The organism is Streptomyces sp. NPDC102279, assembly GCF_044766365.1.
Classification (GTDB): Bacteria; Actinomycetota; Actinomycetes; order Streptomycetales; family Streptomycetaceae; genus Streptomyces.
Genome location: NZ_JBIWLU010000003.1, coordinates 449,790 through 463,357, shown reverse-complemented (window position 1 = coordinate 463,357; position 13,568 = coordinate 449,790). Strand labels below are relative to the sequence as shown.

The window sequence follows — 13,568 nt, the reverse complement described above, 5'->3', positions numbered from 1 at the left end:
GCGAGGGATCAGCCCGCGAGCAGCTGCTTCACGATGGCGGCGACGCGTCCGCCCTCGGCCTGGCCGGCCACCTTCGGGTTCACGATCTTCATGACCTGACCCATGGCGCGCGGCCCCTCGGCGCCCGCCGCCTTCGCCTCCTCGACCGCCTGGGCGACGATCTGCTGGAGCTCCTCGTCGGACAGCTGCTTGGGCAGGTACGCGGCGAGAACCACGCCCTCCGCCCGCTCCCGCTCGGCCGACTCGGCACGCCCGCCCTGCGCGAAGGCCTCGGCGGCCTCACGGCGCTTCTTCGCCTCGCGCGTGATCACCTTCTGCACTTCGTCGTCGGAGAGCTCGCGCTTGGTCTTGCCCGCGACCTCCTCGTTGGTGATCGCGGAGAGGGTGAGCCGGAGCGTCGAGGAGCGGAGCTCGTCGCGCCCCTTGATCGCGGCGTTGAGGTCTTCCTGCAACTTCGACTTGAGCGTGGTCATGCCGCCAAGTGTCGCAGGTGCGGTGAGGTGGCCGCCCGTTGATTTCGCAGCGCGCCCGACGGGCACTCAACGGCCGCCGGACGGAAGCCGCCGGGTTTCGTACGGGGTTGTCCACAGGGGGGCACGCGGACTTGGCGGGGTCTGACACGATGGACGTATGCGCGCGCGATACGGAGTACCCCTGGGAATCACGGCGGTGGGCGCCGCCGGTCTGCTCTACTCGGCCGGGTTCGAGGCCCGTTCCTTCCGCCTCCGGCGGGTGACGGTCCCGGTCCTGCCGCCGGGCATGCGACCGCTGCGTGTCCTGCAGGTATCCGACATCCACATGGTGAGCGGGCAGCGCAAGAAGCAGCGCTGGCTGCGTTCCCTGGCCGGCCTGCGGCCCGACTTCGTGATCAACACCGGGGACAACCTGTCGGACCCGGAGGGCGTGCCCGAGGTCCTGGACGCGCTGGGCCCCCTGATGGAGTTCCCGGGGGCCTACGTCTTCGGTTCGAACGACTACTACGGCCCCAAACTCCGCAACCCCGCCCGGTACTTGTTCGAGAAGGCCCAGGGCCGTCACGGGCTGAACGGCAACAAGCCGGCGGTGAGTGCCATCCACAACCCGTGGGAGGACCTGCGGGACGGCTTCGACACCGCGGGCTGGCTGAACCTGACGAACACCCGGGGCACGCTGAAGACAGAGGGCTCGGAGATCGAGCTGACAGGCCTCGACGACCCGCACATCAAGCGCGACCGGTACGCACGCGTGGCCGGCGGCCCGTCGGAGTCCGCCGACTTCTCGATGGGCGTCGTGCACGCCCCGTACCTGCGCACCCTTGACGCGTTCACCGCCGACGGCTACCCCCTGGTCCTGGCGGGCCACACCCACGGCGGCCAGCTCTGCCTCCCCTTCTACGGCGCCTTCGTGACCAACTGCGACCTCGACACGGACCGCGTCAAGGGCCTCTCCACCCACACGGCAGAGGGCCGCACCTCGTACATGCACGTCTCAGCGGGCTGCGGCACGAACCGCTACACCCCGGTCCGCTTCGCGTGCCCGCCGGAGGCGTCGTTGTTGACGTTGGTGGAGCGGAAGTAGGGGCACTCGTCGAGGTCGGCGCCGGGGGCCCCTCGGCCCGTTCCGCCCGGACGCCGGTCCTACGCGGCCGGAAGGCCAGGCGACGGTCCCGGTGAGCGTTCGCTCACGGCCGCCGTGACACCCACTCGCCGCATCCCATATCGCCCGATTCGACCGATCCACTTAGCGTGGGGCCATGATCACCCCCATGCCCCGGGACATACCCGATCTCCCCGCGATACCGGGCATCGCTCCGCCGATCGTCTCCTTCGTCCCGGCGACGGCGGTCGTCACGCCCACGCGCCGCCCGCTCACGGCGGTCTTCCGCGTCCTCGTGGCCCTGGCGGCGGCGGCCGGCGTGGCCATCGACGTGAAGCTGGGCAGCCCGGTCCGGGTGCTGAGCTACTTCACGATCCAGACCAACCTGCTCGTCGCCGTGGTCTTCGTGGCGTCGGCCCGCCGGGCCTGGTCGGCCCGTCGCCCCCTGCCCGGGGTACTGACGGGCGGCACGCTGATCTACATCTCGATCACGGGCCTGGTGTACCACCTGCTCCTGGCGAACGAGTCCAGCCCGTTCTCCATGACCGGAGGCGTCGACACCCTCTCCGGCTGGCACGCGGTGGCGAACCATCTCCTGCACACGGTGACGCCGATCGCCGTGGTGCTCGACTGGCTGCTGCTGACGCGGCCGGCCCCACTGGCGTTCCGGAACGCGGTCACCTGGCTGCTCTACCCGCTCGCCTACCTGGTGTTCTGCCTGGTCCGCGGCGCGGCTGTGTCGCCGGGGAGCCCGGCGCGCTATCTCTACCCGTTCGTCGACGTGGACCGCCACGGATACACGGGTGTCCTCGGCAATACCGCCATCCTCGGCGTGGCCTTCTACGCCCTGGCCCTGCTCATCGTCGCGGTCGACCACGTCCGCCCGGACCCGGTCCGACGCCACGTACGAAGCCTCGAAAACCGGATTTCGTCTCCCGGCGCCAGTGGGCTAAAGTAAACGACGTCGCCGCGAGAGCAGTGACGATCGGGGTGTAGCGCAGCTTGGCAGCGCGCTTCGTTCGGGACGAAGAGGTCGTGGGTTCAAATCCCGCCACCCCGACAGCTGAGTAGCAGGTCAGAGGGCCCTTACCGGGTAGGTAGGGGCCCTCTGGCGTTGCTGCGTGTCCTTGTGAGTGGGCGGACCTCCGGGTCGCGCTCGGAGGTCCGGCCTGCGCCGCGGCGCGGGCCGGACCTCGCGTGGAGAGGGCTCAGCGGCCGAGTCCGGAGCCGAAGGACAGGCCGGTCACCGGCGGGGGCAGCTTCAGGCTTGTGCCGTCGAAGATGATCGAGCCGGAGGTGGCGATGCCGGACCCGGTGCCGCGGAGGTTCCAGACCCGGCCGTTGCCGTTGTCCTCGTTCGTCGCGGCGGCGAAGAGGTCGGCGCGGCCGTCGCCGTTGATGTCGCGCAGCCATACGGCGCTGCCGAAGAGGTCGTTGGTCTCGTTGCCGCCGGGGACACCGGCGGTGCCCTGGTGGATCGCGGCGCCCTTGCCGGTGATGCCGTTCGCGGAGCCGTACAGCAGGGTGACGGAACCCGCGTTGCCGACGGAGCCGATGTCCTCGTAGGGGGCGCCCACCGCCAGGTCTGCGTAGCCGTCGCCGTTGACGTCGGCGGCCGAGACCGAGAAGCCGAACGAGTCGGCGTTCTCGTCGGTGCCCGGCACCCCGGGGCTCGCCTGGCTGAAGTCGGTGGTGCGGGAGGGGCCGTTCGGGCCGCCGTACACCACCCGGACGAAGCCGCCCGTGACGGCGGGGCCCGTGGTGGCGTCCGCCGCGCCGAAGGCGATGTCTGCGTAGCCGTCGTGGTCGAAGTCGCCGCTTGCGTAGGCGGATCCGTTGACCTCGGGGACGGACCAGGAGGGTTCTGGAGTCAGGCCCGACGGGGTGCCGTGCTGGTAGCCGATCTGGTCCAGGACGAGGTCGGCCGCACCGTCGCCGTCGAAGTCGCCGACGGTGCCCTGGGGCTCCAGCAGATAGTCGCGGAAGATCTCGTCGGCCACCGGAGGAGTGGTGGCCGGCTTGAAGGGGCCGGGAGTGACGGTGACGGTGTGGTGGTCGCCGTCACCGCCGACGTTGATGGTCACCAGGTCGGTGACGCCGTCACCGTTGACGTCGGCGGGGAACAGCCCACCGTTGCCCAGCCCGATAGTGTCGGTGGCGGCGGGCAACGATGTACCGGTGGTCAGGCCGGAGGCGCTGCCCCACAGGATGGTGATCCGGCCGTTGCGGACGCCGTCGGAACCGGCCTCGCCGGAGGCGGAGACGATGAGGTCGGCGCGGCCGTCCCGGTTGAGGTCGGCGCTGCTCCAGCGTGCGCCGAAGCGGTCGCCGGCCTCCGAGGCGCCGGGGACCGAGCCGGTGGACTGGCTGACGATCTGACGGTCGGCGGTCCTGAGCCCGGTCTTGGAGCCGGGGATCACGACCAGGTAGCCGGCTGCCTTGAAGCCGTTCGCGGTGCTGCCGGCGACGCCGATCACCAGATCGCGGTAGCCGTCGCCGTTGAAGTCGTACGCCTTGGCGGCGCCGGCCGCGGAAGCCGGGCCGGCACCAGCCGCCAGCAGGCCACCGGTGAGGGCGGCGGATGCGGCGGTGGCCAGAGTGACGCGTATGCGGTGGTGCATGCGGGTGTTCTCCTGGGCGGGCGGGGATGCTCGGGGCATCACAGGGTGTGGGCCGCCAGTGCGCCGCACCGGATTCACCGCGTGTTGGCTCGGGTGTGGAGTGGCGTTGGCACAGCGCAGACCAACGGAAGGTGCCCTTGGTTGCAAGGGGACGCAGATTTGCGTCCCCGCCCCGCCGTGAAACCCGCGGTGAAAACGGTCCTCGAGCCCCTCGCAGCGCCGGACACGGCCCACGCCTCACCCGACCATGGACAGGGCCACACCCCCTCAAGCCTCCAGCCAAGCCCTCCGGTGCCGGGCGACGCTGTGGATCCTGGTGACCTGGGAGGGCGTCCAGACGCCCGTCAAAGGGGCCAGGGCGGAGACTTCGCGTTCTCGGTAGACCCTCACCTTGAGTTGGGTCGCCTCGACCTTCAGGTCGGTGATACCGACGAAGACGAGGACCGGCTCGACCGGGACGGTGAAGCCGCAGAAGTGGCCGAGGACGCGTTGGACGCGCTCCGCTTCGGATCGGCTCTTCCGGGCGTACGGCCGGGGCTCGCCGTTGTCGACCTTCACGGCGTCGTCGCCGACCCAGACCGGCTTCCCCGGGTGGTTCTTGGTGTTGATGCTGAAGACCCCGCCGGGCCCGATCAGCAGGTGGTCGAGGTCCACGTCCCCGGGCAACGGGATGGAGTGCAGGACATGCCATCCGTGCCGCCGCAGCCGGTCGAGTTCGGCGCCGACGCGGCGTTCACCGGCCGCGCCCTTGCGCCAGGAGTCCCCGTCGGCCGGGCGCCCGAGTATCCGGGCCAGGGCCCGTGCCACGGGACCGGCCGAGGACTCGTCGACCCTCGGTTGAAGTGCCGTGCCGGGAGTGTTCTCCGCCAGGTCGTCGGGTGGGGTCAGGGGTGGCAGGAGGGGAGTCAGGTGGTGGGGCGTCGCCGCCGCTGCCTCCGGTGCCTGCGCTGCCTCCGCTGCCTCCGGTGCCTGCGCTGCCTCCGCTGCCTCCGATGCCTCTGGTGCCGGACCTCTGTGCAGGCCGCCTTGGAACCGGCGGATGTCCGGCACCGCCCGGCGAGAGGATCCGCCCTCACGGAACGGTGCGCCCGCGCGCGACGGTGACCCCTCACGAGACGACGCCCCCGCGCGCGACGGTGCTCCCGGTGCCGGCGACTCCGGCCTTTCCCGTAAGTGCGGTGCGAGTACGGACGTCACCGGCTCCAGGTACTCCGTGTGCAGGACGGTGATCGTGCCCGTCGTACAGTCCGCCCAGCCTGCCGCCGTGCCGTCGGGAAGATTGACGTAGAGACGGTCGTGCCCGAACCGCCTCCATCGAACGACCGTGAGCTGAAGCATGGTTGCCCCCTCTGACCTCGTCGGTGCCGATGTCGACATGGCAGCAGCGCGAGGACGACACGCACAAGGGCGCGCTGGGGGCGGCCGGATCCCCGACCGGGGAACGGGTCGCGACAGCGGAACGAGAAAGTGCTGGGCAGAGGCCCCGTCACACGATGGCGACCGGGCCCCTGCCGTGCCCCCTCAGGCGAACTGGCCCGGGCGGTAGCTGCCCGCCGGCTGCTGGACCATGACGTTGCCCCGGTTGAAGGCGTTGATGAGGGAGATGACGCAGACCAGGGTGGCGAGTTGCTCCTCGTCGTAGTACTTGGCGGCGTTCGCCCAGCACTCGTCCGTGACGCCGCCCGCCGCGTCGGCGATGCGGGTGGCCTGCTCCGTCAGCTCCAGGGCGGCGCGCTCGGCGTCGGTGAACACCGAGGCCTCCCGCCAGGCCGCGACGAGGTGGAGGCGTACCGACGTCTCGCCGGCGTGCTCGGCGTCCTTGGTGTGCATGTCGGTGCAGAAACCGCAGCCGTTGATCTGGCTGGCGCGGAGCTTCACCAGTTCCTGCGTCGCGGCAGGCAGGGTCGAGTCCGCGAGCGCCTTGCCCGCCGCGTTGAGGTGCTTTCCGAACTTCGCGGCGACCGGGCTGGCGAACAGGTTCAAACGGGCTTCCATGGCTTCTCCTATGTCACGTGGGCCGCACATGCGGTGGCTTGCCGTGGTGCTTCAACCCCTTGGACGGGACGAGCCCCGCCCGTTGTGACATCGCCGTCCGTGACCCGCGTCTCGCCCCGGTGGACCGAGCGGCGACAGCCGGGTCTCATCCGGAACTGGAACCGCCCGCGCCCGTGCGGCAGTCTTCTCTCCCGTGGTGAACCTTCCGTCTCAGATCGCCTCGACCGACGCCGCCGCTCACATGGTGGTGGCCGGTGACGACGCCCTGGCGCACCGGCTGGCCGCCGAATTGCGCGGGGTCTACGGCGAACAGGTCACCCTCGTCGTACCGCCCGCGCAGCGCAGTGTGCGACCGCCGGTGGTCGGGCGGACACGGGCCACAGCCCTGTTCGACCGCGTCTCCGCAGCCGTCAACCGGGCCTCCGGGAACGGGAACGGGGCGAATGGCGGCGGGGACGGCACCGCACCCGCCGGTGGGCGCGTGGGCGAGCCTCCCGGTTCCGAACGGGTCGTGGAGGCCGCCGAGTTGACCGAAGAGGTGCTCGGCGAGGCCGGGGTGGAACGGGCCGCCGCGCTGGCGCTCGTGTATGACGACGACGAGACCAACATCCGTGCCGCCCTCACCGCGCGGCGGCTCAACCCGCGGATCCGGCTGGTCCTGCGGCTCTACAACCGACGCCTCGGACAGCACATCGAAGCCCTCCTCGACCAGGCCTCCGCCCTCGCCGGCGCCTCGCTCCGCGCCGGGACTCCCGGGTCCGGCGCCGTAGGAGACTCCGGCGGTCCCGGCGACCGCGGCCGTGACGTCTACGACGCGTCCACCACCGTCCTGTCCGACGCCGACACCGCCGCGCCCGCGCTGGCCGCCACCGCCGTGGCCGGCACCAGCAAGGTCGTACAGACCGACGGGCTGATGCTCCGCGCGGTCGAGCGGCCGCCACCGGGACCGGGCGAGGTCGCCGATCCCGGTCTGTGCACCCTCGCGTTGCTGTCCGCCACGACCAACGACCCTGCGGGCGCGGACGGTTCGGAGGGGAGTGGTTCCCAGGGACCTCGACTGCTCCCCGACGCGGGGGCGGTGGCCGCGGCTACCGGGCGCGGCACCGTCGTCCTGGAGAACGTCTCGTACGCCGGTCCCGAACTGTCCTCCGGGCGCCGCGTCGTACCGTCCTTCGGTTCGCTGCTCTCGCGGCGGCTGCGCTGGTCGTTCGCCGGGCTCGTCGCGTGCGTGGTCGGGCTCGCCGTGGCCTCGATGCTGGTCACCGGCGAGAAACCGCTCCAGGCGACGTATCTGACGCTGCTCGATCTGTTCGCCATCAACGACCCGGCCACAGGTCAGCCGCTGGGGCGCCAGATCCTCCAACTCTGTTCCGGCATGGTCGGGTTGCTGCTCCTGCCGGTACTGCTGGCCGCCGTGCTGGAGGCACTCGGCACGTTCCGCAGCGGGTCCGCGCTGCGCAAGCCGCCGCGAGGCCTGTCCGGGCACGTGGTGCTGCTCGGCGTCGGCAAGATCGGCACCCGGGTACTGGCCCGGCTGCGCGAGCTGCACATCCCCGTGGTGTGCGTCGAGGCCGACCCCGAGGCGCGCGGGCTGGCGCTGGCCCGGCGGCTGCGCGTGCCGGTCGTGCTGGGCGACGTGACGCAGGAAGGTGTGCTGGAGGCCGCCAAGATCCGCCGGGCCCACGCACTGCTCGCGCTGACCAGCGCGGACACCACGAACCTGGAGGCCGTGTTGTACGCCCGCAGCGTGCAGCCCGACCTGCGCGTCGTCCTGCGGCTGTACGACGACGACTTCGCGACCGCGGTGTACCGCACCCTGCGGGCCGCGCATCCCGGCGCGCTCACACGGAGCCGCAGCGTGTCCCACCTGGCCGCGCCGGCGTTCGCCGGGGCGATGATGGGGCGGCAGATCCTCGGGGCGATTCCGGTCGAGCGACGGGTGCTGCTGTTCGCCGCGGTCGACGTGGGCGGTCATCCGCAGCTGGAGGGGCGCACGGTGGGTGAGGCGTTCCGGGCCGGGTCGTGGCGGGTGCTCGCCCTCGACACCGCGTCGCGTGGACAACGCCGGGCGGCCGCGGCGCCGGCCTCGCGCGGCCCCAGCCTGGTGTGGGACCTGCCCGCCACGCACGTCCTGAAGTCCGAGGACCGCGTGGTGCTCGCGGCGACCCGCCGCGGACTCGCGGAACTGCTCGGACGACAGCCCCAGCAGCGGGCCGGGGGGAGCTGAGCGGGCTGGAGGCCGGGCCTGGCCGGCCGGCCGGCCGGCGGGCCCCGCTCGGGAGCCCTTCATCCGTATCTTCCCCAACCCCCCGACCCCTCCCCCGACCCCCCCCGACCCGGAGAAGGAGTGCTGTCCGCCTCCCCCCACCCACGGCCGGGGTGTTGTCCGCCCCGACCGGCCGAGGTGTTGTCCGCTTCGCCGACCCGGGCGAGAGGTCGGGACGCACGGCACAGCGCGTTCCCCGCCCCGGCCCGGAGCGACGCATGCGACCCCGCCGGGCCTTGCGACGCACGAGGGCGGGCCGGAGAAGCAGGATCGCCTCCCCGGGCACCGTGCCCCTCAGGGCGTAAGCGGTAGCCGTGGCCGTGCCCCAGCCCCAGCCGTGGCTGTAGCTGTAGCTGTAGCCCGGCCTACTTCCCCAAGTACCTTTCCGCGAAGTCCAGTTCCAGGCGGACCTGCTTGATGCGTTCCTCGACGACCAGGGAGCCGTGGCCCGCGTCGTAGCGGTAGACCTCGTGAGGGGCTTCGCGGGTGGCGAGGCGCGTGACGTAGTTGTCGATCTGGCGGATGGGGCAGCGGGGGTCGTTCACACCGGCCGAGATGTAGACGGGGGCCTTCACCGCATCGACGTAGGTCAGCGGGGAGGACGCCTCGAAGCGCTCGGGGACCTCTTCCGGCGTGCCGCCGAGCAGCGTGCGGTCCATCGCCTTCAGTGCCTCCATCTCGTCGTGGTACGCCGTGACGTAGTCGGCGACCGGCACGGCGGCGATGCCCAGGGTCCACGCGTCGGGCTGGGTGCCGAGGCCGAGGAGGGTGAGGTAGCCGCCCCAGGATCCGCCGGTGAGGATCAGCCGCTCGGGATCGGCCAGACCCGAGTCCACCGCCCAGGCGCGGACCGCCTCGATGTCCTCCAGCTCGATGAGGCCGACGCGGTGCTTGAGCGCGTCCGTCCACGCGCGGCCGTAGCCCGTGGAGCCGCGGTAGTTGACCCGGACCACCGCGTAGCCGTGGTCGACCCAGGCCGCCGGGCCCGCCGCGAACGAGTCGCTGTCGTGCCAGGTCGGGCCGCCGTGGATGTCGAAGACGGTGGGGAGCGGACCGGTGGTGCCGGCCGGCTTCTGGATCAGGGCGTGGATGCGGCCGCCGGGCCCCTCGACCCAAACGTCCTCAACGGGCACCGATCCCGGGGACTTCAGGCCGGGCGGGTCCAGGACGACCTTGCCGGCCGTGGAGCGGACCACCGACGGCTCGGCCGCCGAGGACCACAGGTACTCCACCGTGCCGTCCGGGCGGGCCGTCGCTCCGGAGACGGTGCCCGGCGGGGTCGGGACCTCGGTCAGCTCGCCGGAGGCGAGGTCGTAGCGCCAGAGGTCGCTGCGGGCCTCGAAGCTGTGGGCCACGAGGAGGGCCGAGCCGTCCGGATACCACTCGGCGGCCACGTCACCGGGGAGGTCGAGCGCCAGGTCGGTCTGCTCGCCGGTCGACACGTCCCACACCAGGGGCTCCCAGCGGCCCCGCCGCTGATGCCCGATGAGCAGCCGGCTGTCCCCGTCCACCGGTGCGAAGCCGAGCACTTCGAGGCCCAGCTCGACGGTGCCGCCCTCGGTGTCGTCGAGCTCGGCGACCGAGGAACCGTCCGGGCGCAGCACTCGCAGCGCGGAGTGCATCGCGTCGCCGTGCTCGGTGTGCTCGATCGCGATCAGCGAGCCGTCGTGCGCGAGGTCGCCGACACCGGCCGACTCGCGGTGCCGGTAGATCTCCACCGGGGACTCGCCGGCCCGCGCCAGGTGGATCGTCGAACCGTCGTCGTCCGTCGAGCGACCGACCACGGCCGTCCGTCCGTCGCGGCCGATGGCCAGGCCCGCGGGGTACGAGGGGTCGAGATCGGGGACGGCCGGTTCATCGGTCTCGCCGTCGACCAGAGCGGCCTCGAAGGGGCGGCGGCGCCAGATGCCGAACTCGTCGCCGTCCTTGTCGTCGAACCACCAGATCCACGCGCCGTCGGGCGAGAGCACACCGTCCGTCGTGCCGTTCGCCCGGTGGGTGACCTGGCGCTGCTCGCCCGTCGCACGGTCCCACGCGTACAGCTCGTACGTCCCTGTCGCGTTCGAGACGAACAGGGAGCGGTGCGGGGCGTCCTCCGCCCAGTCCGGCAGCGACACCCGGGGGGCCCGGAAGCGCTTCTCCCAGTCGGGCATGTCTGCCTGCTGCTGCTCGATGGACCTGCTGCTGTCAGTCATGGCCCCATAGTGCCTGGCCCGGGCGGCAGAGCGCCGACGGGATCCCCGGCCTGTGGACAACTCCCCCGCCGCCGGGCGTCACGCCTCCCGGAGGCGGACCGGGCCGTACCCGGCCGACGCGGTGTCCGCGCAGGTCAGGCCCTGTGTCAGTGGCGGGATGCAGACTCTTCGCATGACCGATCTGCGCACCACCGTCGAGAGCTACTGGGCCGCCGCCGACGTCCGGGACTGGGACGCGTTCGCGGACCTGCTCGCCGAGGACGTCGTCTACACCCTGCCGCAGACGCGGGAGCGCATCAGCGGCAGAGAGCGGTACGTCGCGTTTCAACCGCGAGTATCCGGGCGACTGGCGCGTCCGGATCGAGCGGATTGTGGCCGAGCCCGGTCACGCCGTCTCATGGATCGTTCTCACCGTGGGCCTGGAGGAGACGCAGGCCGTCACGTTCTTCGGGGCCGACGGGGACGGAAGGATCACCACCGTCACGGACTTCTGGCCCGAGCCGTACGAGCCGCCGGCGGGCAGGGACCATCTCGCGGAGCGCTATTGAGCGGGCCCCACGGCCGAGCCCCGCGGGGCGGCACCGTACCGTGGACGATGTGTACCGGTTCCTGCTGACGCCCCGCTGGTGGGGGATCAACGTCTTCGTGCTGTTGGCCATCCCCTTCTGCATCTTCATGGGGTCATGGCAGTTGGGGCGCTTCGAGGACCGGGTGCAGGACCACCGGGCGGCGGACGAGGCCGCCTCGGCGGCCAAGACGGACCCCGCCAGGCCGCTGGCCGGCATGCTGCCCGTGACCACGCAGACGTCCGGCAAGCAGACCGTCGCGACGGGCCGGTACGACAAGCAGCTCCTCGTGCCCGACCGCGAACTGGACGGCAGGCAGGGGTTCTACGTCCTGACGCTGCTGCGCGTCGACGGCGGCAAGGCGCTGCCCGTGGTCCGCGGCTGGCTGCCCGGGGACGCCGACCCTGCGAAGGCCCCGGCGGCCCCCGGCGGCGAGGTCACCGTCACGGGCGCGCTGCAGGCCTCCGAGAGCCCCGGCTCGGACGGCGTCAGCACGGCCGGCGGACTTCCCTCGGGGCAGACCGCCGCGATCAGCGCCGCGTCCCTGGTGAACCTGCTGCCGTACACGCCGTACGACGCGTGGATCACGCTCGACAAGGCCGACGCCGGCATGAAGGCGGTGCCGCCGGCCGCCCCGCAGAACACGAGCCTCGACCTCAAGGCGTTCCAGAACCTCGGCTACACCGGTGAGTGGTTCGTCTTCGCGGGCTTCGTCGTCTTCATGTGGTTCCGGCTGCTGCGCCGCGAGGTGGAGTTCGCCCGCGACGCCGAGTTGGGCCTGTTCCCGGACGCCGGCCCCGAGGAGCACGGCGCAACCGGATCCGCGTCCGCCCCCGGGACGGGCGACGGCGAGACCGAGGACGACCGCGACCGCTATGGCGACCCCGACGAAGCCGGCGCCGAGGCGACACCCTCCACCACCGCCTAACGACCGCGACGGCCTCCCAGCCGCCGCCCGAACCGCGACGGCCCGACCGGCCACCGCACGGCGACCACGACGGCCCGACCGGCCACCGTACGGCGACCGGGAAGTCCCAGCAGCCGTAGCCCGCGAGTACACCGTCCGTCGGCATCACCGGGCCCGGCGGGACGCGAAGGCCGCCCCGCGGCGGCCGTCCGGGCAACGCGAAGGCCCTTCGCGCATCCGCCGGCGGGCGAGCGCAAAGGGCCGTCTGTGCCACCGGCGCCCGCGAGGGCACCGAGACCGTCCACCGCCGTCTGCCGACGAGCGGCGGATTCCACGCTGTACGGCCGGCCGCTGCCGCCGGGGGCGGCGGCGGCCGGTCAGGCGGACGCCAGGATTCCGGTGTGGATGACCGTGCCGGCGCAGGCGTTGGGCACGTTCACCGAGGCCCCCGCGCCCCCCGTGGCCGCCGTGCTGGACACGATGACACTGCCCTCCTGCACACCGTCCTCGACGTAGAGCTGCGGCGCCGCACCGACCCCCTCCGACGACGTGCCGCCGGTGTCGGTGGCGCCCTCGGTGGGCGTCGGGTCCGGGGACGGCGGGATGGTCGGGCACGTCTCCGAGGGCACCCAGGCGAACTTCACCACGTACGAGCCACCCGGCTGCAGGACCAGTGAGGTCACCTCCGCCGAGGGGTCGGGCAGGCCGCCGGCCGCGTCGCCCGCGACATGTGTCGCCACGCCGATCTTGCCCTGCTCCGCCGCGCCCTCGGCCGAGGCGTTGAAGCTGCCCGAGCCGGTGACCGTGCAGGCGGTGGTGGAGACGTTCGAGACGGTGAAGGAGCCGTAGACCGCGCCCGTGGAGTCCGGGCCGGCGGCGGTGCCGGTGGCTCCGCCGAGCTGCTCCGTCGTGCACGCGGCCGCGCTCAGGGCCGACGCCGACGGGTCGGTACCGCCCGTGGTGGCACCGCTGCCCGCGCCCTTGTCCTTGCCCGGCTTCTCGGTCCGGCCGCCGGTGTCCTTGCCCTTGGACGTGCCGCCCGAGCCACCGGCCTCCTTGCCGTTCCCCGTCCCCGTGCCCTTGTCCTGGTTCGCGCCGCTCTGGGCGGGGGAGCTGTTGGCCGCCATGGACGGGTCGGCGTTCGACCCGGAGGAGTTGGAGACGTGGACGACCGCCGGGATGGCCGTACCCATGAAGAGCGCGGCGGCGGCCATGCCGACCAGGGCCTGGCGCTTGCGGGCCCGCCGGGCCGGTACGGCGCGGCGCAGGTGGGCCAGGGTGCCGTCGGTGGGTTCGACCGTGTCGACGGCCTGGTGCAGCAGTCGGCGCAGCGCCAGCTCGTCCGAGCCGAACCCCTCGGCTTCCGGTCCGTCCTGCCCGTGCGTGTCGGGCTGTTCGTCTGGGCCGTGGTTCACAGTTCCGTTCCCAGCGTGCGATTGCTTG

General features: G+C 72.3%; 10 protein-coding genes, 1 tRNA gene and 1 pseudogene. 6 read left to right on the top strand and 6 right to left on the bottom strand.

Annotated features, from left to right (window positions below):
• Positions 1–8: 8 nt before the first annotated feature.
• Positions 9–473: a GatB/YqeY domain-containing protein gene (locus ACIRQH_RS08895; RefSeq protein WP_355880341.1), complete on the bottom strand. Its 465-nt coding sequence runs from the start codon at positions 471–473 to the stop codon at positions 9–11.
• Positions 474–630: 157 nt separating this feature from the next.
• On the opposite strand from ACIRQH_RS08895, the gene ACIRQH_RS08890 reads away from it, so the two are divergent.
• The 3 genes from ACIRQH_RS08890 to ACIRQH_RS08880 all read left to right on the top strand — a co-directional run bounded on the left by ACIRQH_RS08890 (position 631) and on the right by ACIRQH_RS08880 (position 2,635).
• Positions 631–1,557 (top strand): metallophosphoesterase, encoded by a 927-nt coding sequence (locus ACIRQH_RS08890; RefSeq protein ID WP_358815426.1) that lies wholly within the window; start codon positions 631–633, stop codon positions 1,555–1,557.
• 175 nt (positions 1,558–1,732) lie between these two features.
• A complete protein-coding gene (locus ACIRQH_RS08885) occupies positions 1,733–2,533 on the top strand; it encodes a Pr6Pr family membrane protein (RefSeq protein WP_404224841.1) in 801 nt (266 codons plus the stop codon).
• A gap of 28 nt (positions 2,534–2,561) precedes the next feature.
• A tRNA-Pro gene (locus ACIRQH_RS08880) sits at positions 2,562–2,635 on the top strand.
• Between the two features lie 148 nt (positions 2,636–2,783).
• Here ACIRQH_RS08880 and ACIRQH_RS08875 read toward each other — a convergent pair.
• The 3 genes from ACIRQH_RS08875 to ACIRQH_RS08865 form a co-directional block, all read right to left on the bottom strand.
• Positions 2,784–4,196 carry an FG-GAP and VCBS repeat-containing protein gene (locus ACIRQH_RS08875; protein ID WP_404224839.1) on the bottom strand — a complete coding sequence of 471 codons (1,413 nt, stop codon included), beginning with the start codon at positions 4,194–4,196 and terminating at the stop codon, positions 2,784–2,786.
• Between the two features lie 267 nt (positions 4,197–4,463).
• Positions 4,464–5,003 carry a nuclease-related domain-containing protein gene (locus ACIRQH_RS08870; RefSeq protein WP_388930156.1) on the bottom strand — a complete coding sequence of 180 codons (540 nt, stop codon included), beginning with the start codon at positions 5,001–5,003 and terminating at the stop codon, positions 4,464–4,466.
• Positions 5,004–5,717: 714 nt separating this feature from the next.
• Positions 5,718–6,191 carry a carboxymuconolactone decarboxylase family protein gene (locus ACIRQH_RS08865; RefSeq protein WP_388875799.1) on the bottom strand — a complete coding sequence of 158 codons (474 nt, stop codon included), beginning with the start codon at positions 6,189–6,191 and terminating at the stop codon, positions 5,718–5,720.
• Between the two features lie 241 nt (positions 6,192–6,432).
• Here ACIRQH_RS08865 and ACIRQH_RS08860 point away from each other — a divergent pair, with 241 nt between their 5' ends.
• Positions 6,433–8,418 (top strand): NAD-binding protein, encoded by a 1,986-nt coding sequence (locus ACIRQH_RS08860; RefSeq protein WP_404225022.1) that lies wholly within the window; start codon positions 6,433–6,435, stop codon positions 8,416–8,418.
• 404 nt (positions 8,419–8,822) lie between these two features.
• Here ACIRQH_RS08860 and ACIRQH_RS08855 read toward each other — a convergent pair whose 3' ends face one another.
• Complete coding sequence (locus tag ACIRQH_RS08855) at positions 8,823–10,652, bottom strand: prolyl oligopeptidase family serine peptidase (protein ID WP_358815399.1); 1,830 nt, start codon at positions 10,650–10,652, stop codon at positions 8,823–8,825.
• A 172-nt stretch (positions 10,653–10,824) separates the two neighbouring features.
• Here ACIRQH_RS08855 and ACIRQH_RS08850 point away from each other — a divergent pair.
• A pseudogene (locus ACIRQH_RS08850) lies at positions 10,825–11,200 on the top strand (nuclear transport factor 2 family protein).
• 49 nt (positions 11,201–11,249) lie between these two features.
• The gene (locus ACIRQH_RS08845) at positions 11,250–12,146 is read left to right on the top strand and encodes an SURF1 family protein (protein ID WP_358815553.1); all 897 of its coding nucleotides are present in this window, start codon (positions 11,250–11,252) and stop codon (positions 12,144–12,146) included.
• Positions 12,147–12,502: 356 nt separating this feature from the next.
• On the opposite strand, the gene ACIRQH_RS08840 is transcribed toward ACIRQH_RS08845, so the two are convergent.
• A complete protein-coding gene (locus tag ACIRQH_RS08840) occupies positions 12,503–13,540 on the bottom strand; it encodes a hypothetical protein (RefSeq protein WP_404224836.1) in 1,038 nt (345 codons plus the stop codon).
• Positions 13,541–13,568 lie beyond the last annotated feature (28 nt).

Coding starts and splice junctions, on each gene's coding strand:
- ACIRQH_RS08855 (WP_358815399.1), bottom strand. CDS start 10,652: ATGACTGACAGCAGCAGGTCCATCGAGCAGCAGCAGGCAGACATGCCC.
- ACIRQH_RS08875 (WP_404224839.1), bottom strand. CDS start 4,196: ATGCACCACCGCATACGCGTCACTCTGGCCACCGCCGCATCCGCCGCC.
- ACIRQH_RS08885 (WP_404224841.1), top strand. CDS start 1,733: ATGATCACCCCCATGCCCCGGGACATACCCGATCTCCCCGCGATACCG.
- ACIRQH_RS08860 (WP_404225022.1), top strand. CDS start 6,433: ATGGTGGTGGCCGGTGACGACGCCCTGGCGCACCGGCTGGCCGCCGAA.
- ACIRQH_RS08895 (WP_355880341.1), bottom strand. CDS start 473: ATGACCACGCTCAAGTCGAAGTTGCAGGAAGACCTCAACGCCGCGATC.
- ACIRQH_RS08865 (WP_388875799.1), bottom strand. CDS start 6,191: ATGGAAGCCCGTTTGAACCTGTTCGCCAGCCCGGTCGCCGCGAAGTTC.
- ACIRQH_RS08890 (WP_358815426.1), top strand. CDS start 631: ATGCGCGCGCGATACGGAGTACCCCTGGGAATCACGGCGGTGGGCGCC.